The 20,344-nt window shown below is 56.7% G+C and carries 18 protein-coding genes; 8 read left to right on the top strand and 10 right to left on the bottom strand.

What is annotated here, in order from left to right; genetic code table 11:
• The first annotated feature begins 258 nt into the window (after positions 1-258).
• From ACR8BF_RS01270 to ACR8BF_RS01240, 7 genes are all read left to right on the top strand, one after another.
• On the top strand, positions 259-1,032 hold the full coding sequence (locus ACR8BF_RS01270; protein ID WP_434745462.1) for an inositol monophosphatase family protein: 774 nt from the start codon (positions 259-261) through the stop codon (positions 1,030-1,032).
• 292 nt (positions 1,033-1,324) lie between these two features.
• On the top strand, positions 1,325-2,425 hold the full coding sequence (locus ACR8BF_RS01265; protein ID WP_434745461.1) for an ABC transporter ATP-binding protein: 1,101 nt from the start codon (positions 1,325-1,327) through the stop codon (positions 2,423-2,425).
• Positions 2,422-3,291, top strand: a complete 870-nt coding sequence (locus ACR8BF_RS01260; RefSeq protein WP_434745460.1) for an ABC transporter permease — start codon at positions 2,422-2,424, stop codon at positions 3,289-3,291. Before ACR8BF_RS01265 ends, ACR8BF_RS01260 begins: the two co-directional genes overlap by 4 nt.
• Entirely contained in the window at positions 3,288-4,124 is an 837-nt protein-coding gene (locus tag ACR8BF_RS01255; protein ID WP_434745459.1) for an ABC transporter permease, read from the top strand. Before ACR8BF_RS01260 ends, ACR8BF_RS01255 begins: the two co-directional genes overlap by 4 nt.
• 31 nt (positions 4,125-4,155) lie before the next feature.
• Positions 4,156-5,259: an extracellular solute-binding protein gene (locus tag ACR8BF_RS01250; RefSeq protein ID WP_434745458.1), complete on the top strand. Its 1,104-nt coding sequence runs from the start codon at positions 4,156-4,158 to the stop codon at positions 5,257-5,259.
• A gap of 37 nt (positions 5,260-5,296) precedes the next feature.
• A complete protein-coding gene (locus ACR8BF_RS01245; protein ID WP_434745457.1) occupies positions 5,297-6,043 on the top strand; it encodes a glycerophosphodiester phosphodiesterase family protein in 747 nt (248 codons plus the stop codon).
• A 193-nt stretch (positions 6,044-6,236) separates the two neighbouring features.
• The gene (locus ACR8BF_RS01240) at positions 6,237-7,316 is read left to right on the top strand and encodes a porin (RefSeq protein WP_434745456.1); all 1,080 of its coding nucleotides are present in this window, start codon (positions 6,237-6,239) and stop codon (positions 7,314-7,316) included.
• Positions 7,317-7,463: 147 nt separating this feature from the next.
• Here the strand turns inward: ACR8BF_RS01240 and ACR8BF_RS01235 are convergent, their stop codons facing one another.
• The 4 genes from ACR8BF_RS01235 to ACR8BF_RS01220 all read right to left on the bottom strand — a co-directional run bounded on the left by ACR8BF_RS01235 (position 7,464) and on the right by ACR8BF_RS01220 (position 11,506).
• Positions 7,464-8,360, bottom strand: a complete 897-nt coding sequence (locus ACR8BF_RS01235) for an alpha/beta hydrolase (protein ID WP_434745455.1) — start codon at positions 8,358-8,360, stop codon at positions 7,464-7,466.
• 168 nt (positions 8,361-8,528) lie between these two features.
• Positions 8,529-8,873 (bottom strand): hypothetical protein, encoded by a 345-nt coding sequence (locus ACR8BF_RS01230; RefSeq protein WP_434745454.1) that lies wholly within the window; start codon positions 8,871-8,873, stop codon positions 8,529-8,531.
• A 22-nt stretch (positions 8,874-8,895) separates the two neighbouring features.
• Positions 8,896-10,242 (bottom strand): cation:proton antiporter, encoded by a 1,347-nt coding sequence (locus ACR8BF_RS01225; protein ID WP_179898741.1) that lies wholly within the window; start codon positions 10,240-10,242, stop codon positions 8,896-8,898.
• 61 nt (positions 10,243-10,303) lie between these two features.
• Positions 10,304-11,506 carry an MFS transporter gene (locus ACR8BF_RS01220; protein WP_179898740.1) on the bottom strand — a complete coding sequence of 401 codons (1,203 nt, stop codon included), beginning with the start codon at positions 11,504-11,506 and terminating at the stop codon, positions 10,304-10,306.
• A gap of 93 nt (positions 11,507-11,599) precedes the next feature.
• Between ACR8BF_RS01220 and ACR8BF_RS01215 the strand changes: the two genes are divergently transcribed.
• The gene (locus ACR8BF_RS01215; protein WP_292987081.1) at positions 11,600-12,568 is read left to right on the top strand and encodes a LysR family transcriptional regulator; all 969 of its coding nucleotides are present in this window, start codon (positions 11,600-11,602) and stop codon (positions 12,566-12,568) included.
• Positions 12,569-12,602: 34 nt separating this feature from the next.
• Here the strand turns inward: ACR8BF_RS01215 and ACR8BF_RS01210 are convergent, their stop codons facing one another.
• The 6 genes from ACR8BF_RS01210 to kdpF are packed head-to-tail and all read right to left on the bottom strand — an operon-like array spanning position 12,603 to position 20,252.
• Positions 12,603-13,106, bottom strand: a complete 504-nt coding sequence (locus tag ACR8BF_RS01210) for a TIGR00645 family protein (RefSeq protein ID WP_136199029.1) — start codon at positions 13,104-13,106, stop codon at positions 12,603-12,605.
• A gap of 54 nt (positions 13,107-13,160) precedes the next feature.
• Positions 13,161-15,836: a two-component system sensor histidine kinase KdpD gene (gene kdpD, locus ACR8BF_RS01205; protein WP_179898738.1), complete on the bottom strand. Its 2,676-nt coding sequence runs from the start codon at positions 15,834-15,836 to the stop codon at positions 13,161-13,163.
• Positions 15,837-15,852: 16 nt separating this feature from the next.
• On the bottom strand, positions 15,853-16,419 hold the full coding sequence (kdpC, locus tag ACR8BF_RS01200) for a potassium-transporting ATPase subunit KdpC (protein WP_434745453.1): 567 nt from the start codon (positions 16,417-16,419) through the stop codon (positions 15,853-15,855).
• A gap of 10 nt (positions 16,420-16,429) precedes the next feature.
• Positions 16,430-18,478, bottom strand: a complete 2,049-nt coding sequence (gene kdpB, locus ACR8BF_RS01195; protein WP_179898736.1) for a potassium-transporting ATPase subunit KdpB — start codon at positions 18,476-18,478, stop codon at positions 16,430-16,432.
• The gene (gene kdpA / locus ACR8BF_RS01190) at positions 18,475-20,163 is read right to left on the bottom strand and encodes a potassium-transporting ATPase subunit KdpA (protein ID WP_434745452.1); all 1,689 of its coding nucleotides are present in this window, start codon (positions 20,161-20,163) and stop codon (positions 18,475-18,477) included. Before kdpA ends, kdpB begins: the two co-directional genes overlap by 4 nt.
• Positions 20,163-20,252 carry a K(+)-transporting ATPase subunit F gene (gene kdpF / locus ACR8BF_RS01185; RefSeq protein WP_010253443.1) on the bottom strand — a complete coding sequence of 30 codons (90 nt, stop codon included), beginning with the start codon at positions 20,250-20,252 and terminating at the stop codon, positions 20,163-20,165. Before kdpF ends, kdpA begins: the two co-directional genes overlap by 1 nt.
• Positions 20,253-20,344 lie beyond the last annotated feature (92 nt).

The raw sequence follows: 20,344 nt of genomic DNA, 5'->3' as shown, positions 1-20,344 counted from the left end.
TGCTTTTATGCATGACGAATAGTAAAGGGCTGTGCCTTTACGTTTTAGTAAAATGTACTGATTTTCAGCCTCTCCTGCCCTGCATTCTCCGATCATAAAAGCATCATAATAGTGAAACATAACGGAGAGATACTCTAATATAATGCAATGTGCATTATATTAAAAGCGAGCCTTATGCACGGAGGGGGACTTGCACTGTGCACAGGGTTCTGTCTGCATCCACACACTTCTTTTTATGCATCAGGTAAACGGTAAACAATGGAAACGCGCTTAAAGGTGGCTGAACGCATCGCACAAGAGGCCTCACTTTTGGCTCTTAACTATTTCAGACAGCTGAGTGAATTAGCGGTCTGCGAAAAAAGGCCGCAGGATGTCTTCAGTGAAGCCGATCGGGAAGTGGAAAATCTGATTCGGCAGCGTCTGGAACACCATTTCCCCCAGGATTCTATTATCGGTGAAGAGCATGGCGGTGAGCTCAGCGCCAGCTACTGGTCTGTTGATCCTATTGATGGTACGAGTAACTTCCTGCGCGGCTCGTCATTGTGGGGGATTTCTGTTGGCTATGTACACGATGGCGAGCCGGTTATGGGCGTGATCGTGCATCCCGTTTTAAACCTCATGGTGAGCGGCGGCAAAGAGACAGGGGTTTATCTGAATGGTGAACCCTTTGAACGGCCTGTGGTTGCCGAAGGGATTAAAACTGTGGCGATGGGTGACAGTCCATCATGGGATTTCACCCATCAGCTCTGTATTGAAAAGGCCTATCGGGACGACGGCTGGAATGTCGTGCGCTATCGCTGTGCCACCGTAGGTTTAACCTTCAGCGTGCTGGGTTACGTCGACGGTTATCAGGAATGTTTCAGCAGCATGTGGGACGTTTCTGCGGGCTATGCCCTCTGTAAAGCGGCGGGACTGGATGCGCATCTTGCCGGCACACAGGAAAAAAGCAGCACACATGTGAGTGTCGGCACACCCGAAATGAACCGCCTTGCCGCCCGGTTTATCCCTTATCCTCGTTTTACTCCTGCCTGACCACGCATTGCCCCGGACTTACCTTATCACTGCATTTAAGGACAGCGTCTTCCCGCTGTCCTGCCCTCTACAGGCATTCTTTTAGAATCGCCTTACTTTTCATCCTTAATATTAATCGAAACGCATAAAAATATTTAGCACGTTAAACATACGACTTCAAAGTAAACAACCAATTCACTGTTATTGTTTGGTTTTAAAAAGTTAATAAATTCTTAACCTGTCTGAAATTGCTAAAATTCAATATGCCGAATTATTATGCATATCGCATTAATTACGAATTACCTGGCATTTTATGACGGAGCAGCCCAACGTGAATACGCTAGAAATCCACAATGCCATGCTGACGTTCGACGATTTTGTCGCGCTGAACGGCATTTCACTGCAGGCCAAAAAAGGGCAATTTGTTTCCCTGCTTGGCCCCTCTGGCTGTGGCAAAACCACGCTGCTTAAAGTTATTGCCGGCTTTTACAGTCTTGATAGTGGCGAAGTACTGATCCACCAGCAGGACATGCATCATGTCAAACCTGAACATCGCGATACGGCGATGTGCTTTCAGTCCTATGCGCTTTTCCCTCACCTTTCCGTTGCTGAAAATATCGGGTTTGGTCTCAGGCAGATGAAGATGGCCAAAACGGACATTCACGATCGTGTAGCGCAGACCGCCGCTCAGGTATCGCTGAATGCGCATTTGCCTAAAATGCCAGCGCAGTTATCCGGCGGTCAGCAGCAGCGCGTGGCGCTGGCCAGAGCCCTGGCCGTGCGTCCGGAAATCGTGTTGTTTGATGAGCCGCTGTCAAATCTGGATGCCAAATTACGCGACAAGGTACGACTGGAGATCAGACAGCTTCAGCGCTCCCATGGGTTTACCGCCATTTATGTTACCCATGACCGTGCAGAAGCCCTGTCGATGTCGGACGTTGTGGTAGTCATGAATGCCGGAAAGATTGAACAAACCGGTACGCCGGATGAGATCTATTACTCCCCGATAAACCGCTTTGTCGCTGGTTTTGTCGGTCAGGCTAACGTCATGAAAGCCCGCGTACTGGATAGCGACAGCAGCACCGGTATTTATCGCATTGCGTGCGTACTGGGCGAAATGGAAATCCATAGCCCTGTGCCGCCCGTATCGGACAAGGTCTATGCCTTCTGGCGCCCTGAGGATGCCCTGCTGAGCGAACACGGTACCGGGAAAAACACGCTGGCCTTCGGGATCGGTGCAGTCAGTTTTCTGGGAAACCTTTCTGAACTTCAGGTTCATCCGTTGGGCCATGAAGAAACGGAATATCCGTGTTGTATCCAGCTGGTCGGTAAAAACCCCATCCGCGAAGGTGACAATGTAAATTTCTCTATTGCGCCAGATAAGATCCGCTTTTTACGGGAAAGCTATTTATGAAAACGCGCAACCGGAACAGGCTCTGTTGGTGGCTGGTCCTGCCCGCGGTCGCACCGGTAATCATCACTCTGGTGCTGATTGTGATCATGGCGTTGACGCAATCCGTTGGCCTGTTTAATTTTGGCGCACCGGCGCACTTCACGCTTCAGTACTGGCAAACCATTCTGAATGACAGCCAGCTATGGCGCGCGACAGGCTATTCGCTCAGAATCGGCGTCATCAGCGCGGTGCTATCCGTTGCCCTGGCGCTTCCGCTGGCACTGTGGCTGAGAAAGCCTTTCCCCGGCTCAATGCTGATAGGCGGCTTACTCAAAGCCCCGCTGATGGTACACGGGCTGGTAGCTGCACTGTTGTTTATCAACCTGATTTCCTGGCAGGGCTTTATTAACCTTGGCTTGCTCAAGCTGGGGATCATCTCTCACCCCATCAGAATGCAGAATGACCGCTGGGGAATTGGCGTGATTATTTTGCAGGTCTGGAAACAGCTTCCCTATGCACTGCTTATCATTACCGCCAGCCTGCGCGCGATTGGCGACGAAATTTTTAATGCCGCGCAGGATTTGGGTGCTGGCAAGACTGCCCGGTTGTTACACATCATCCTGCCCTTATCTATCAAGTCCGTTCAGGTATCGCTGGTACTGATCTTCATCGGTGCCCTGGGTGACTTTACATTCCAGGTCGTTGCGGGCCCGACCAGCGTGTTCTCTCTTTCGCAGTACATGCTGCGCTTCCCTGAAATGAGCGCGCAGGGCTGGAATCTCTCGGCCGTTGTCGCGGTGATTTTAATGCTGGCGGCTTTTGTCGGGGCAGTCGTGCTTGCCACCCTGGCGAAGTGGCTACAACAAGCCGGAGAACAGCGATCATGAAAGCCAGACAGACCTTATCCCCGCTGCGGATCGTCATGATGATCATTATCACCGCTCTCTTTATGCTGTGGCTGGTTATTCCCTTGATCCTGACCGTCCTGTGGTCACTGGTCGATAAAACCCATCCGTGGGCATGGCCAGATGCTCTGCCGCCGGTTCTCTCACTGGGCCGCTGGGTGGAAGTATGGACCACGACCGCGTTACCGCAGGCGCTCAGGAACAGCTATTTACTGGCGGCAACCGTCTCCGTGTGCACGCTGGTGCTGTCTCTGCCTGCCGCGTGGGCGTTTGGCAGAATGTCGTTTACGGGCAAAGACCTTTTACAGAATGCGATCTTATTGCCGCTTATCGTTCCGGGCTTTGTCGTTGCGCTGTTTTTTTCCATGTTGCTCAACGTAGTGGGTATTCACAGCCGGTTTGGCGGCATTTTGACAGGGCATATTATTATCCTGATGCCTTATGCCGTACGCATTCTGACCCTGTCGTTTTCGCAGATACGCCAGGATACGCTTGATGCGGCACGAGATATGGGCGCTTCGGTGATAAACCGTTTTTTAGTGGCCTGCCTGCCCACCCTGAAACCGGGAATATTTGCCGCATTAATTATTGTTTTTACGTTATCAATAGAAGAGTTCGCTATAAGTTTCATTGTTGGCTCACCCGATTTTATTACCGTCCCTACCATTCTGTATTCTTATCTGGGTTATAACTTTATTCGACCCAATGCGGCGGTCATTTCTTTAATGCTGGTTATACCGAATGTCATTTTAATGTTGATTGCAGAAAAATTACTGACAAGAAATCCTGTCGCCGCCTTTGCAGGAAAAGGCTGACAGTCTTTAATTCGCGTTATTGGGGAAACATATGTTCAGACTCGTTGCTGCAATATTATTGCTGGCTGGGGCTTTCTGTTGTTGGGCTCAGGATTTAACCACGATGAACTGGGAACAGATTGTCGAACAGGCGAAAAAAGAAGGGGAATTAACCTGGTATCAATGGTATTACCAGGACCGTTTAAAAGAGCAGGTCAGCCTGTTTGAAAAACAGTACGGTATTAACGTTACCCTGTCTGAAGGCACACTACAGGGCAATATTAATAAACTCATGGCAGACCGGGGACGGGATACGGGTGACATTGATCTGTTTTCGATTGGCGGCGGGGCCTTCGGGACCGTATCACCTCAGCAAACGTTTTTTGGCCCGATTAATACACTGCTGCCGGCAGGCAAAACCCTGAACTACACCATTGAGGGAACGGACAGTAAAGGCTATGGCGTGGCATTTTGGGGCAACCAGACCGGTCTGGCCTACGATTCGCGCCGCCTGAAAGAAAGTGAGTTACCGCGAACACTGCCGCAGATTACGGCTTTTTTGCAGAGTCATCGTCAGGAATTTGGCTTCAACGTTGAAAACGGCGGATCCGGCCCGGCCTTCATTGAATCGGTGACGCGCACACTGGTACCGGGTTTTGATTTCACGAAAGGCGATGCGGATGTAAAAAGCCTGACGGCTCTTCAGCCCGCCTGGAAGTGGTTCAAGCAGCAGCGCCCCAACTACATCATTACGGCCTCCAATGCCGACAGCATCACCCGACTGGTCAGCGGTGAATTCCTGCTGGTTCCCGCCTGGGAAGATTACCTGATGGGATTAGAAAACCACGGTGAAGTCCCGAAAACGATCCGGCTTTATATCCCCGATTTCGGCATGCCCGGTGGCGGAAATATGGTGGCGATACCCAAAAACGCCCCCCATAAAGCGGCAGCGTTGCTGTTTATTCACTGGCTGACGCTACCCACCACCCAACGGCTGTTCCAACAGGTTTACGGCATTACCCCTCAAAACAAAGAAGTGAATCGCGATGCGGGGCTAATCAACAACAAAGAGCGCGTTCATGGCACTCAGTCCATGCCTAAACCGCTGGGTGATGAAGTCAGAACCGAATTTTCTAACCAGGTTTTGCTCAGGTAGACCTGCGATAAAACCCTAACAGAAGGTAAAGCCAGGAATGTCGACCAAAAAACAACCTGCACGTGTAGTGAACTCACGCCTGATTGCCCATCGGGGCGCACCACTGCTGGCACCGGAAAACACGTTACCTTCGTTTCAGGCGGCTGTTGAACGCGGCGCGACGTGGATTGAGGTGGATGTCAAACTCACCAAAGATATGCACCCGGTCATTATTCATGACGATTCCGTAAACCGGACAACGAATGGCAAAGGCTATGTGGCGAATTTAACTCTGGAAGAGATTCGGTCGCTGGAGGCTGGCGTGTGTTACGGCCACCTTTTCAAGGGCGTGAAAGTGCCTACGCTGGCTGAAACAGTCGGCTTTGTACTGGATAAAGGCGTCGGGCTGCAACTGGAAATCAAACCCACCTCCGGGCAGGAAGTGGAAACGGCGGAGATAGCGATCGCTCAGCTGAAATCACTATGGCCAGCAAACGAGAAGAAGTTATTTATCAGCAGCTTCTCTGAGATTTCGCTGCAGGTTGCCGCAAAGCTTATGCCTGACGTACCGCGTGGGCTGGCGGTTTGCATCCCACCGAAAGACCCCGCGGCGCTCCTCGCCAGAACAGATTGCCAGATCCTGCATTTCCTGGGTGACTTCGCGACGGACGAAGACCTGGCGCGACTGGCCCGTTCAGGAATTGAATTCGCGATTGCCACGATCAATGACCCGGTTCTTGCCCGAAAATATATTGATGCAGGCGCACAAACAGTATTAAGCGATATCCCCGACTTAGCCTTTTAATAAAAAATCGCCAGGAAATACGCTGCAGGAAGGCAATAACACCAGGGAAATTTATTATAGAAAGTGGCCATAGCCTTTATGGCCATTACAACCATTTTATTATTTATTAAAAAAGACGAAAGTGATATCGAAATGAATGCCGCCCTGAGCGGTAATATCCTCATACTTCAGTTAACTGATAAGGGCAGATGATATGCACAATGAAATAAAAAAAATCGCGCCGTATGCAATGTGTTTTCTGATCTCATTTTCTGCATACTCTTCCGAGATTTATAATAAAAATGGAAATAAGCTCGACCTGTACGGTAAAGTTGATGCGCGCCATGTTTTCTCAGATAATATTGCAGAAGATGGCGACAACTCTTATGCACGACTGGGTTTTAAAGGTGAGACGCAAATTAATGATCAGCTTACCGGTTATGGTCAATGGGAATATAATTTCCAGCTGAATCACAGTGAAGGCGCTAGCGATGCACAAACGGGTAATGCCACACGTTTAGGCTTTGCAGGTCTGAAAATGGTCGACTTCGGCTCGTTCGATTATGGCCGTAGCTTTGGGGCACTGTATGTTGCTTCTGCCTATACGGATATGGCACCGGTCTACGGTTCCGGCACCATGACCACTAACGATAACTTCCTGTCAAAACGCTCAACCGGCCTCGCGACATGGCACTCTCCGGACTGGGGTGGATTAAAGCTAACCCTGCAGTATCAAGGGAAAAATGACCGCGCAACCGCCAGACTGGCTAACGGGGATGGTTACGGTGCTGGTCTGACTTACAGCATTACCGATGGACTGAGCATTGCGGCGGCAGGGATGAAAGCAAAACGGACGCTGACTCAGCAAGCTGACGGGCAGGGAGACGAAGCCACCGCCTGGGTAACCTCTGCAAAATATGATGCCAGCCAGATCTATCTGGCCGCAATGTATGGCGAAGCCAATAACGTTACGCCTTATGGGCAGCTGGCACAGGTCGCCGACAAAACCCATAACGTTGAGGCGATTGCGCAGTACCAGTTCCTGAACGGTTTGCGCCCTTCTGTGGGTTTTGTTACCCAGCGTGGCGAAAACCTGCAGGGCGCAGGGAATTTTGCCGGGGGCAACGAGACGATGCAGAAATATATTGCAGTGGGCACCTATTACTATTTCAACAAGAACATGCTGACCTACGTGGACTACCGCATTAACTTGCTGAAGGAAAATGACTTTACGCGTGCCACCGGCATTACGACGAAAAACAGTATCGGCATGGGCCTGACCTATCAGTTCTGACCAGGCTGATCATGTTTTGTACGGTATTGCTTCTGTCCTGAAAATCGCTAATTTAGCGAGGCTGGCTAATGCCGGCTTTTTTATGTCAGCCGAATGGGAAATGATAACAGGGCTGCGGAGTGCAGCGACGCACCGCGCCAGTGCAACTCAGCTAACCCGATCCAGCCAGCGCACATACGCCTGATCCCACAGGGCTGCCGGGCTGCCCGCCTTGCCAAGACCGAATCCATGCCCGCCTTTGCTGATCTGAATCAGCTCAACCGGCACGCGGTTACGGCGACAGGTGTCGCGCATCAGTTCGGTGTTAAACGGATTGGAGGTGTGATCGTCCTCGGCCTGCGCCAGAAACGTTGGCGGATACTGTCGGGTTACATAGTTCTGCACTGACCAGTTCGCCTCATCCTGCGGCGTGGCATTTTTACCAACCATCATCAGATGGGTATTGGTGTGCTGATAAGGCGCTTCCAGCGTAATGACCGGATAGATCAGGCCAACGCTGTCAACTTTCGGCACCACTTCATCCAGCGGGTCGATGGCCGGATACGATTCAAAGTCCGGCCGCGCCGCCGCCATTCCCAGCAGATGCCCACCGGCAGAGAAGCCCAGTACGTGCACCTTGCGCTCAAAGGATCGCACCAGCCGGATGGCGCGCTGCGCATCCTGCAGCGGCGCCAACCGACCCGCCTGCCACTTCTCATGCGGCAACCGGTAGCTGAGCACATAGGCGGTATAGCCATTGGCATTGAGCCAGCGTGCGACCGGCCAGGCTTCGCGTCCCATGCCGATCCAGCGATAACCGCCGCCAGCGGCAATTAATACCGCTTCGCCATTCGGATTTTCCGGTTTAAACCGCTGAATTGCCGGGCTGACGATATTTGACCAGGAACCCGTGCTGTTAATCTTCAAATGGCCGGATGGGCCGCCGCCGCCGGGCGGATCATCCGGCCAGAGGGGAATAATGTCATCGCGGGCAAATAATTTGCCGGTGGTCATGGAGAGCCCGAGCGCTCCCGTGCCGAGTATAAAGCGTCGACGCGTAATCATAATGCCTGTTTTGTGAAGCCCGAAGTGTCAGCAAACCGGTGCGGCAGGCTGCAGAAGAATGAATCAATGCAAGTCTGGTGCCATGGGTGGCGATTATGTACGCAATCGAGTGTCAAAAGCCATAAAAAAACGCGCCCGGCAGGCGCGTTTTTATCTCATTCAGGGTGGTTAATCTTCCTGCTGGAACTGCGCCATGACGGCCTGCTCACACTGCTGTTCGTTGACGCGCAGTTGGGCACGCTCATCGTCACCCAGTTGCAGCCAGGCACTGGCCACTTCACGCGCGGACTCTTCATCAAATTCGGGCTGATTCATTGCCGATGATGACTGACTGCGCGCCACTGAAGATTTCATCTGTTCAACATATTGATCCGCACTCGCGACCTTTTTCTCGCCGCTGACAATGTGGCACAGCTGACTGGCGTAAACATTCTGCTCGGTGTCAGTGTCGTCCGCCGCCAGCGCGCTGCCGGTGGCGAGGATGCTCAGCAGCACTATCTGAGTCACTTTCATTCTTAACTCCTGTTTGTTCGGGTTATACCTTGCGCTGAAGGGCTTCAAGGCGCTTCTGACGCCAGTTCAGCAGCGGCGTCACGGTGGTGCCGTGAACCACCACGCTGCAGACCACCAGCGTTAACGCCATATTCGTCATGATTTCCATCTGCGGGCCTTGCATGCCGTGCGTCCAGGCATAGGCGATATAGTTCAGGCTGCCAATTCCCCGGATACCCAGCCAGCCAATCAGCAGACGCTGCCCCAGCGGGAGTCCGGCGCGTACTGTCACCAGCCACACGGCCAGCGGTCGCACCACCGCAAACAGCACCAGGCCAATCAGCACGCCATAGATATTCCAGTGCTGCGCCAGTGTGACGCCCAGCACCACCATCATGCCAGCCGCCAGTAAACGTTCAATAGTATCGCCAAAAGAGAGGGCGTCGCCTACTACAAACCCAATCGACTTCACCATATTGTTGTCGCCCTGATGCGCCAGACGTTTGTTAGGATTCACCAGCGCCTCAGACGGCAACACACGCTCGTCGTCAGAGAGATCGTCAGGCTGATGGCGACGAAACACGCCCAGCTCGGCACGGCGTAACCCCAGTCCGGCGGCGAAGGCGGCCAGGAAGCCGGAGGCACCCAGGTATTCCACCAGCGCATAACTTAGCGCAATCAGCGCCAGCGCCAGAAAATCATTGGGCGCAACGTCGCCATTAGCATTGCGCAGTCGGGTTGCCAGCATGCCGATTAACTGTCCCAGAACAAACCCGATAACAAGACCGCCGCCAATTGCCCAGAGCACCTCGACCGCACCCCAGTGGGCCAGCATCGCCCCACTCAGGCTTTCGCCATTGAACAGCAGCAGCGCCAGCATCAGCAGGGGTAATGCGGAGCCATCGTTCATGCCCGCCTCGCTGGAGATCGCCACCCGCAGCGAATCATCATCCTGCGCATCGTTGACCGAGATTAAACTCGCCAGCACCGGATCGGTCGGCGCGACAATCGCCCCAAACGCCAGCGCTATCGGCCAGTCTAATCCCACCAGGAAGTGTGCCAGCAGGGTCATTGCGCCGACGGTGAGCAGCATGGCGGGAAAAGCCAGTTTCAGCCCGGTGTGCCAGCAGTTGTTCTGCAGCGGCTGACGCAGCTTGAGACCGGTGATAAACAGCGAGGCCGCCATGGTGATTTCAGTAATATGGGCCACGGCTTCGGAATGGGTGACGATATCAAGGTGGATAACATCAAATCCCCACGGGCCGCACAGCATGCCCGCGATAAGGAACAGACCAAATGAGGTCACAGGCCCCCGGTGAATCCAACCGGAAGCCAGCGACATCAGCAGCAGGAGGCCGCCCGTCGCTGCTGTCCAGGCTAAAAAGTTCATAATACTCCACAATATTTCGGGTTTATGAATAAGCCTGGCACATTTTTTGACGGGCGAGGTGTCAGTTTTTCAGGTGACGGCTGGCGAAGCGGACCGCGAGAGCAGCTGCACCGGCTAAGGTGGCGAGCGCAACCACACCATTCCAGCCCCAGTGAGCCAGCGCCAGACTGCCCAGCGCCGCACCGGTGGCCATACCGATAAAGACCACGGTAAACAGCAGGGCATTCAGGCGACTGCGCGCTTCCGGCGCCAGGCCATAAACCAGCGTCTGATGCGCCACCAGCGTGGCCTGTACGCCTAAATCAAAGCCGATGGTACAAACGACTATCAGCGCCAGCTGCGCCGGCATCGGCAGTAGCGGCAGCAGGAACATCAGCGCAAAGGAGATCGTCACCAGCGCGGCACCTGCCTGCGTGACCCTTGCCGGACCAATGCGGTCAGCAAAGCTGCCTGCCAGCGGTGCCGCCATGGCACCCGCTGCACCGGCTAAACCAAAGGCGCCGGCCACCGCACTGTCCAGATGAAAGCGGTCGCTGAGCATTAACGCCAGCGTCGACCAGAAGGCGCTGAAGGCCACAGAGAGCAGACCCTGAGCCAGCGCGGCGCGGCGCAGCGTCTGATGGTGACGCCACAGATGCACCAGCGACAGCAACAGCCGCGGATAGCTCACCGAGGTGCCGGGTGCGAAGCGCGGCAGGACCCGCCACAGCGTCAGCGTAATCAGCAGCACCGCCAGCGCGGCGATCATGTACATGGTGCGCCAGCCGAAATACTCCGCCACCACCCCGCTGACCACCCGCGATAACAGGATGCCGACCAGCAGCCCGGTCATCACCGTGCCGACTATTTTACCCCGGCTGCGTTCCGGGGCCAGGGCCGCCGACGCGGGCACAATATCCTGCGCCACCGTGGCGGTCAGGCCGGTGATAAAACTGGCAACCAGCAGCGCGCTGAGTCCACCGGAAAAACCACACAGCAGCAGCGCCGCTACCAGCAATAAGCCTTTAATAAAGATAATGGTGCGGCGGTCATGGCGATCGCCCAGCGGGGCCAGCAGCAGAATACCCAGCGCATAGCCCGCCTGGGTCAGCATCGGCACCATGCCAACTGCGCCAATGCCGGCATTAAACTGCTTGCTGATGATATCCAGCATCGGCTGGCTGTAGTAAATCGACGCAACGCTGAGTCCGGCACCGGCGGCCAGGGTAAACACCAGTGGCGTAGAGAGCGTTTCATTTTGAGTCTGGGTTTGTATGGCTGACATGCTGTAATCCTCATCAATTCGTACCACCATTAAAGCGCATCGCGGTTATACGCGGTAGACTAACATCAGGCAAAACCATTATGCGTGGTACGTATGAACAACCCTAACAGCAGCGATCGCATCGACCTGATGCAGACATTTATCCGTATCGTCGAGAGCGGCAGCTTATCCGCCGCTGCCGCCCAGCTCGGTACGACACAGCCCACCGTCAGCCGTCGGCTGCAGACCCTGGAGCAGCGGCTGGGATTGAAGCTGATCCTGCGCACCACGCATGCGCTGAAGCTCACCGATGATGGCGAACGCTGCTACGCCCAGGCGCGACAGCTGCTGGCGACCTGGCATGCGCTGGAAGATGAACTGACCGGTGCCAGCGCCGATCCGGTCGGTACGCTGCGGGTTCGTGCCCCGCACGCCTTTGGTCAGGATCAGCTCATCGCCCCACTGGTGGACTATCTGCACCGCTATCCCCGGCTCAACATTGAGTGGATGCTGAATGACCGTACGCCCGACTTTATGGCGGAGAATGTCGACTGCGCTATCCAGGTCGGCGCACCCACCGATCCCTCAGTGGTGGCGATTCTGCTGGCCGAAGTGCCGCGCATTGTGGTGGCGGCCCCGCACCTGCTGGCGCAGCATCCGCCCATAGAGCAGATTGAACAGCTGCGCGATCTGCCGTGGCTGGCACTGACCAGTTTTTACCGTAACGAAGTGGCGTTGCAGAAGATTGACGATGGCCAGCCGGTGAATCTGGCGATTACCCCCCGGCTGAGCAGCGACAGTTTATATGCGGTGCGCAAAGCGGCACTGGCGGGGATGGGTGCTGCGATCGTCTCGTCCTGGGCGGTGCAGGAAGATCTGGCGAATGGCGGCCTGGTTCAGCTGATGCCTGCGTGGCAGGCACCGCCGCTGCCGGTGTGGCTGACCTATCCCTGGGCGAGTTACTACCCGGCCAGACTGCAACACTTCTTTGCCATGATTAAAGAGGTGATGCCGCAACTGGCGGGCACACGCCCGGCCTCGAAGCCGGAAGGTCATTCGGGGGGAACAGAACGGAAAGGATAAAGCAGGCGCCCGCGTCAGCGGGCCGCCAGAGGGGTTACTTCGGTTTTTTGTCGGCGCGCGACATTTGATCCAGCCAGCCCATGACAAAGGCAGAGAGCACAAAGGTCAGGTGGATAATCACGTACCACATCAGTTTGTCGTTTTCGACGTTGCGCGCTTCCATAAACACCCGCAGCAGGTGAATCGAGGAGATGGCGACAATGGAGGCAGCGACTTTGTTTTTCAGCGAGCCGGAGTCCATCTTGCCCAGCCAGCTCAGCTTCTCTTTATCTTCGTCAATATCGAGCTTAGAGATAAAGTTTTCATAACCCGACAGCATCACCATCACCAGCAGGCCGCCAACCAGCGTCATGTCCACCAGCGACAGCAGCAGCAGGATCAGATCGTTTTCCGCAATGCTGAAAATGTTGGGCAGCAGGTGGAAAATTTCCTGGAAAAATTTAATGGTCAGCGCCAGCAATCCCAGCGAAAGTCCAATGTAAACCGGGGCCAGCAACCAGCGCGATGCATACATCAGGTTTTCGGTAAAACGTTCCATACAATCCCACGAATAATCAAACAGGTCCGGCAGTATAACCGATCAACTGTGAAGTTATTTCAGCCCTTCGTCAGAAATTTCAGGGGCGGGCGGCAGCGGCAGCGAGAGACGAAATGCGGCGCCACCTTCGGGCCGGTTTTCGGCCCAGATCTGGCCACCGTGACTCTCGATAATGGTTTTACAGATCGCCAGACCCAGCCCGACGCCCGGCACCGCCGACTCTTTATTGCCGCGCCAGAACTTATCGAATATCCGGGTTAAATCGTCTTCGGCAATGCCCGGCCCGCTGTCCCAGACCGCCATCTCCAGCCGTGTTGCTGCCCGCCAGGCGCGGATGCCGCGTGGTGCGCTGTTACCGGCATATTTCAGGCTGTTTTCTATCAGGTTAGTAAAGACCCGCTCCAGCAGCGTGCTGTCGCCTTTGATCAGCACGATATCATCCGGCAGATCGAGCTGGACCTCATGCCCTTTCAGCGACGGAGCCATGCTGCTCAGCGCGCCGCCGATCACCTCTTCCAGCGCCAGCCACTCTTCCCGCAGATTGAGGCCACCCGACTGAATGCGCGCCATATCCAGCATGTTGCTCACCAGCCGGATGGTGCTCAGCGTCTGCTCGCGGATCTGGCTCGCCTGTGGCACATATTTTGAGTTGTCGCTGGCCAGGTCGAGCATCAGCATTTCCGCCTGACCAAACAGCACAGTCAGCGGCGTGCGAAGGTCGTGAGACAGCGCCGACAGCAGCGCATTGCGGAGCTGTTCACGCTCAGCCGAGAGACGGGAGGCCGCCTCGCTGTGCGACAGCGCTATCCGCTCCAGGGCGTTGGCGATCAATACGGTAAAGGTCTCTACCAGCCGCTGCTGTTCGGGGATCATCAGCTGACGCAGGTTCTGCGGCTCCACCACCAGTAAACCCCGGCAGTGCGCGCCGCTTTTCAGCGGCAGGATCTGATAAGGCACCGCCGGTAAGGTATCGGTGCCCGCGCCCGCAGGCTGGCCTTTGCTGTAACTCCATTTCGCAATCGCGCGATCCGGCTCGCTGGCCGGTAACGCATCACCCACCGGCTTCAGCTCGCCCTCATCATCCGGCAGCAGCAGCAGGCAGCGCGCCTGTAGTGTGGCGTCGAGCACCCGCTGGCTGGTGGCGGCAATATCCTGCGGCGTTAACGCGCTGCCCAGCGATTTCGCCATCTCATAGAGCTGGCGCGCCCGCTGCTCGCGGTAGCGCGCCACCCGCGCCTGATAGCGTACGCCTGCCGTGAGATTGCCGACAATGACACCCACAGCCAGCATCACGCCAAAGGTCACCAGATATTGCAGATCGGAGACGGCCACCGTGCCGGTGGGCGCCACAAAGAACAGATCGAAGGCGATGATATTCATCACCGTGGCGATCACCGACGGCCAGCGGCCATAGCGCAGCGCCACGATCACCACCGCCAGCAGATAGATCATCACGCAGTTGGCGGGATCGAAATTGATCAGCACCGACTGTCCGGCTGCGGTGACAACGATGCAGAGCACCAGCGCCATCATCACGCCGCGCAGCTGAATACGCCATTTTTCGCTGGTAACGCGGCCATCCGGCAGCGGATGCGGCGCATCCTTCAGTGGCTCATCCAGCGCAACGACCAGCAGGTCGAGATCCGGGCCAAGCTGGCCCAGACGTTCAGCAAAACTGTCACGCCGCCAGCGCCGCAGCGGGCGACGGCCGGTGACGATTTTGCCCAGATTGTGTTCGCGGGCATAGCCCAGTACCGCTTCCGCTTCATCCGGTTCAGAGAGGGTGGCGGTTTCCGCGCCCAGCTCCTGCGCCAGCTGTAGGGTGCGCAGAATCGCCCGTCGCCGCGCTTCCGGTAGCCGGTTGAGCCGGGGCGTTTCGACATAGACCGCGTGCCATTCACTGCCGAGTCGCGCCGCCAGGCGGGCAGCGGTTCGCACCAGCTTTTCACTGCCGCTGTCGTCGCCAATGCAGAGGAGAATGGCGTCACGGGTGTGCCAGACGCGTTCCCGTCCCTGCTGATCGCGCCAGGCGCGCATCTGATCATCGACCCGGTCGGCGGTGCGACGCAGAGCCAGCTCACGCAGGGCGAAGAGGTTACCTTTGCGGAAAAAGTTTTCGATGGCGCGCTCAGCACGGTCACCAATGTAGACTTTGCCCTCTTTCAGCCGCTGCCGCAGGTCGTCGGGCGGCAGATCGACCAGCACCACTTCGTCGGCACTGTCAAAAAAGGGATCGGGCACGGTTTCGCGCACCTGAATGCCGGTGACCCCGCCGACCACATCGTTAAGGCTCTCAAGATGCTGCACGTTAACGGTTGTCAGGACGTCGATGCCCGCCTCCAGCAGCTCCTCAATATCCTGCCAGCGCTTGGGATGGCGTGAGCCCTTTACGTTGGTGTGCGCCAGTTCATCCATCAGGATCACGGCCGGATGGCGGGCCAGTGCGGCATCGAGATCAAACTCCGCATGACGCGAACGGCCAGTCGCGCGACGCGGCAGCAGGGTTAATCCTGTCAGCAGCTGTGCGGTTTCCGGCCGATCATGCGTCTCTACCACGCCGATCAGTACATCCAGACCCTGCGCACGCAGCCGCTGTGCCTCCTGCAGCATGGCGTAGGTTTTGCCCACGCCAGCACAGGCACCAAAGTAAATTTTCAGCTGGCCGCGATGTGTTTCGCGGTTAGCCTGCAGCAGTGCGTCGGGATCGGGACGCTGGGGTTCGTGGTTCATCGCTTCCTTAACACCCTTACAGTTCGTTGAGCGCCATATTCAGCTGCAATACGTTGAGCGTCGGTGTGCCGAGGAATGGCATCAGTGGACGATGCGTCATCTTTTCAATCAGCGCCTCGACCTGCGCCACTGGCACCCTGCGGCTGGCAGCGACGCGTGGCGCCTGCCAGAGAGCAGCCTGTGGCGAGATATCCGGATCCAGCCCGCTGGCTGAGGCAGTGACCAGCTCAACCGGCACGGCGGCCGGTGCCTGCGGATTGGCGGCCCGGAGCGCAGTGACGCGGTCGGCTACCGCTTTATCCAGCGCCGGGTTGCTGGCGGCCATATTGCTGCCGCCTGAGGAGAGCGGGTTATAGGGTTTATCACCTGTCGCTGAAGGGCGGCCCCAGAAATAGCCGGGCTGGGTAAAGTTCTGGCCAATCAGCACTGACCCGCGCGCCACGCCATGATCCTCCAGCAACGAGCCGCTGGACTGGGACGGAAACAGCCACTGCGCCAGACCGGTGGTGAGCAAAGGATAAACCACGCCGGTGACAAGCGTAAGCAGCAACAACAGTAAAATTGCCGGACGTAACTGACTCATTTTTCTCTCCTCAGGCCATGCCTGAAAACACTAACAGCAGATCGATCGCTTTGATGCCGATAAACGGCACCAGCAGGCCACCCAGACCGTAAACCAGCAGGTTGCGGCGCAGCAGCGCAGCCGCACTCAGTGGGCGGTAGCTGACGCCTTTCAGGGCCAGCGGGATCAGGAAGACAATTACCAGGGCGTTAAAGATCACCGCCGACAGGATTGCGCTGGCGGGCGAGTGCAGATGCATCACGTTGAGCATGTTGAGCTGCGGATAGGTCGCCGCAAACGCCGCCGGAATAATGGCGAAATATTTCGCCACGTCATTGGCAATACTGAAGGTGGTCAGCGAACCGCGCGTCATCAGCATCTGTTTACCGATGTGCACCACTTCCAGCAGCTTGGTCGGGTTCGAGTCGAGGTCGACCATGTTGCCCGCCTCTTTCGCCGCCTGGGTACCGGAGTTCATCGCCACCGCCACATCTGCCTGCGCCAGTGCTGGCGCATCATTGGTGCCGTCACCGGTCATCGCCACTAAACGCCCTTCTGCCTGATACTGGCGGATCAGCGCCAGTTTGGCTTCCGGCGTAGCCTCTGACAGGAAGTCATCCACGCCCGCTTCTGCGGCAATCGCCGCGGCGGTCAGCGGGTTATCACCGGTGATCATCACCGTTTTAATGCCCATTTTGCGCAGTTCGGCAAAACGCTCTTTGATGCCGCCTTTCACGATATCTTTCAGCGCCACCACGCCCAGCACGTTCGCGCCCTCTGACACCACCAGCGGTGTGCCGCCACTGCGTGCCACCTCTTCCACCTGGGCATTCACTTCGGCAGGGAAACGGCCGTGGTTCGCTTCGATATGGCGACGAACGGCATCGACGGCGCCTTTGCGGATCAACCGATCCTGCACGTTCACGCCACTCATGCGGGTCTGGGCGGAGAACGGAATAAAGCTGGCACCCATGCTGCTGAGATCGCGCTCACGCAGATTAAATCGCTGTTTTGCCAGCACCACGATGCTGCGGCCTTCCGGCGTCTCATCGGCCAGCGAGGCGAGCTGCGCGGCGTCGGCCAGCTGCTCTTCGCTGACGCCCGGTGCGGGCATGAACTGGGTCGCCTGGCGGTTACCCAGCGTGATGGTGCCGGTTTTGTCCAGCATCAGCACATCCACATCCCCGGCGGCTTCCACAGCACGACCGCTGGTCGCAATGACGTTAGCGCCCAGCATGCGGCTCATCCCCGCCACACCAATCGCCGACAGCAGGCCGCCGATCGTGGTCGGGATCAGGCAGACCAGCAGTGCCACCAGTACCGTGACGCTGACCGGCGTGCCGCCCCAGGCCGAGAACGGCCAGAGCGTCACGGTCGCCAGCAGGAACACGATGGTCAGTGATACCAGCAGAATAGTCAGCGCGATCTCATTCGGGGTTTTGCGGCGTTTCGCGCCTTCCACCATGGCGATCATCCGGTCAAGGAAGGTTTCGCCCGGGTTGGCGCTACAGGTGATCACCAGCCAGTCAGAGAGAATACGCGTCCCCCCTGTCACAGAGGCGAAGTCACCCCCTGACTCACGGATGACCGGTGCAGACTCACCGGTAATGGCGCTCTCATCGACAGAGGCACCGCCTTCCATCACTTCGCCATCACAGGGAATGATATCGCCCGCTTCCACCAGCACCGCATCGCCTTTACGCAGCTCATCGGCACTGACCTGCTGCCACCCGGCACCATAGCGCGCCGATGACAGTTTTTTGGCAAAGCTGGTCTTCTTGACCCCTTTCAGGCTGCTCGCCTGGGCCTTACTGCGCCCTTCTGCCAGCGCCTCTGCCAGGTTGGCGAACAGCACGGTAAACCAGAGCCAGACCGCAATCGAGCCAGTAAAGCTGGCGCTGCCGCTGATACGTCCGGTCAGCATCGCCAGCGCCAGCAGTGAGGTCAGGATGCTGCCGAGGTAGACCACAAACATCACCGGGTTACGGAACTGTACCCGGGGATCGAGCTTTTTTACTGCATCCCAGGCCGAGGTACGCAGCAGGGCTGCGTCAAATAACGCCTGTTGTTGACGACTCATGAGGATTGTCCCTGAACAAGTTGCAGATGCTCAGCCACCGGGCCCAGCGCCAGAGCAGGAATAAAGGTCAGTGCACCCACCAGCAGCACGGTACCGATCAGCAGTGCAATAAACAGCGGACCGTGGGTTGGCAGCGTGCCGTTCCCTACCGGCTGCACTTTTTTCACCGCCATCGCACCGGCAATGGCCATCACCGGAATGATGATGCCGAAGCGACCCAGCAGCATGCAGGCAGCCAGTAACAGGTTCCAGAACGGCGTGTTCGCACTCAGTCCGGCAAAGGCACTGCCGTTGTTGTTAGCCGCCGAGGAGACCGCGTAGAGCACTTCGCTGAAGCCGTGAATGCCGGGGTTCGCCATTGCGCTGCGTCCGGCGTCGGTCATCATCGCCAGGGCAGTGCCGATCAGCACCAGCGCCGGGGTGACCAGAATCGCCAGTGCGGTCATTTTCATCTCCCACACATCGACTTTTTTGCCCAGGAACTCCGGGGTACGGCCAATCATCAGTCCGGCGATAAACACCGCCAGCAGCACAAACAGCAGCATGCCGTAGAGACCGGCACCAACGCCGCCAAACACCACTTCACCCAGCTGCATCAGCCACATCGGCACCATGCCGCCCAGCGCGGTAAAGGAGTCATGCATGGCATTGACCGCACCGCAGGAGGCCGCAGTGGTGATGACCGCAAACAGGCTGCTGTTAAGAATGCCAAAGCGCGTCTCTTTGCCTTCCATATTGACGGCGCTGTCAGCACCCAGCTGGAGGAAGTGCGGGTTGCCCTGCAGTTCGGCCCACATCACGACCGATACCGCCGCCACAAACATCAGCGTCATCGCCCACAGCAACATGTGGCCCTGACGACGGTCACGCACGCTTTCGCCAAACGCGAAACAGAGCGCCGCCGGAATCAGGAAGATGCTCAGCATCTGCACCAGGTTGGTCAGCACCGTCGGGTTTTCAAACGGATGAGAGGAGTTGGCGTTAAAGAAGCCGCCACCGTTGGTGCCCAGCATTTTGATCGCTTCCTGCGACGCCACCGGCCCCATCGACAGCGTCTGCTGCACGCCTTCCAGCGTGGAGAGGCTGTGATAAGGCGCGAAGTTCTGAATGCTGCCCTGACTGACAAAGAACAGCGCCATCAGCAGGCTGATGGGCAGTAAGACGTAGAGTGTGATGCGCGTCAGGTCGCGCCAGGCGTTACCCAGCGAAGCAGAGCTGCGATTGGCGAAGCCACGGATCAGCGCAAAGGCGACGGCGATACCGGTCGCGGCAGAGAGGAAGTTCTGCACCGTCAGGCCCACCATCTGACTGAAATAGCTCAGGGTGCTTTCGCCGCTGTAGGACTGCCAGTTGGTGTTGGTCACGAAGCTCGTGGCGGTATTGAGCGCCAGATGCCAGCTCAGGCCAGGCAACTGCTGAGGATTCAGCGGCAGTGAGCCCTGCAACAGCAAAATGCCCAGCAGCACCACGAAACCCAGCGCGTTGAACAACAGAATTGCCAGCAGGTAGTGCGGCCAGCGCATGTCCGATGCCTGCGCGCCCAGCAGTCGCCACAGTGGCGCTTCCAGGCGGGCAAACACCGGCTTATCAGCCACTAACGAAGCCAGGCCCCGTCCAAGCGGCTGCGCCAGCACCATCAGCAGCACCAGATAAAATGCGATGAGTAAAAAAGCATTGGCCGCCATCAGAAGGCCTCCGCGTTTAACAGGGCATAGATCAGATAGCCCAGTAACAACACCACCAGCACAATGCCAGTTATTACGCCCACGCTCACAGGAACCTCCAGAGGATTGGATTTATGGCTTAGCTTGCGCGGAGGCGTATAAAGAAGGGGTTAAAATGCAGCGGGCGGGCGTAAAAATAGTG

Origin of the sequence: Candidatus Pantoea rara (assembly GCF_051136265.1) — a bacterium.
Classification (GTDB): domain Bacteria; phylum Pseudomonadota; class Gammaproteobacteria; order Enterobacterales; family Enterobacteriaceae; genus Pantoea; species Pantoea rara.
The sequence above is the reverse complement of the archived record's forward strand: the minus strand, read 5'-3'. Positions and strand labels throughout refer to the sequence as shown.

What these genes read in the sequence shown, in the direction of transcription:
- ACR8BF_RS01270 (WP_434745462.1), top strand. Translation starts at nt 259, where the DNA reads ATGGAAACGCGCTTAAAGGTGGCTGAACGCATCGCACAAGAGGCCTCA.
- ACR8BF_RS01265 (WP_434745461.1), top strand. Translation starts at nt 1,325, where the DNA reads ATGACGGAGCAGCCCAACGTGAATACGCTAGAAATCCACAATGCCATG.
- ACR8BF_RS01260 (WP_434745460.1), top strand. Translation starts at nt 2,422, where the DNA reads ATGAAAACGCGCAACCGGAACAGGCTCTGTTGGTGGCTGGTCCTGCCC.
- ACR8BF_RS01255 (WP_434745459.1), top strand. Translation starts at nt 3,288, where the DNA reads ATGAAAGCCAGACAGACCTTATCCCCGCTGCGGATCGTCATGATGATC.
- ACR8BF_RS01250 (WP_434745458.1), top strand. Translation starts at nt 4,156, where the DNA reads ATGTTCAGACTCGTTGCTGCAATATTATTGCTGGCTGGGGCTTTCTGT.
- ACR8BF_RS01245 (WP_434745457.1), top strand. Translation starts at nt 5,297, where the DNA reads ATGTCGACCAAAAAACAACCTGCACGTGTAGTGAACTCACGCCTGATT.
- ACR8BF_RS01240 (WP_434745456.1), top strand. Translation starts at nt 6,237, where the DNA reads ATGCACAATGAAATAAAAAAAATCGCGCCGTATGCAATGTGTTTTCTG.
- ACR8BF_RS01235 (WP_434745455.1), bottom strand. Translation starts at nt 8,360, where the DNA reads ATGATTACGCGTCGACGCTTTATACTCGGCACGGGAGCGCTCGGGCTC.
- ACR8BF_RS01230 (WP_434745454.1), bottom strand. Translation starts at nt 8,873, where the DNA reads ATGAAAGTGACTCAGATAGTGCTGCTGAGCATCCTCGCCACCGGCAGC.
- ACR8BF_RS01225 (WP_179898741.1), bottom strand. Translation starts at nt 10,242, where the DNA reads ATGAACTTTTTAGCCTGGACAGCAGCGACGGGCGGCCTCCTGCTGCTG.
- ACR8BF_RS01220 (WP_179898740.1), bottom strand. Translation starts at nt 11,506, where the DNA reads ATGTCAGCCATACAAACCCAGACTCAAAATGAAACGCTCTCTACGCCA.
- ACR8BF_RS01215 (WP_292987081.1), top strand. Translation starts at nt 11,600, where the DNA reads ATGAACAACCCTAACAGCAGCGATCGCATCGACCTGATGCAGACATTT.
- ACR8BF_RS01210 (WP_136199029.1), bottom strand. Translation starts at nt 13,106, where the DNA reads ATGGAACGTTTTACCGAAAACCTGATGTATGCATCGCGCTGGTTGCTG.
- kdpD (WP_179898738.1), bottom strand. Translation starts at nt 15,836, where the DNA reads ATGAACCACGAACCCCAGCGTCCCGATCCCGACGCACTGCTGCAGGCT.
- kdpC (WP_434745453.1), bottom strand. Translation starts at nt 16,419, where the DNA reads ATGAGTCAGTTACGTCCGGCAATTTTACTGTTGTTGCTGCTTACGCTT.
- kdpB (WP_179898736.1), bottom strand. Translation starts at nt 18,478, where the DNA reads ATGAGTCGTCAACAACAGGCGTTATTTGACGCAGCCCTGCTGCGTACC.
- kdpA (WP_434745452.1), bottom strand. Translation starts at nt 20,163, where the DNA reads ATGGCGGCCAATGCTTTTTTACTCATCGCATTTTATCTGGTGCTGCTG.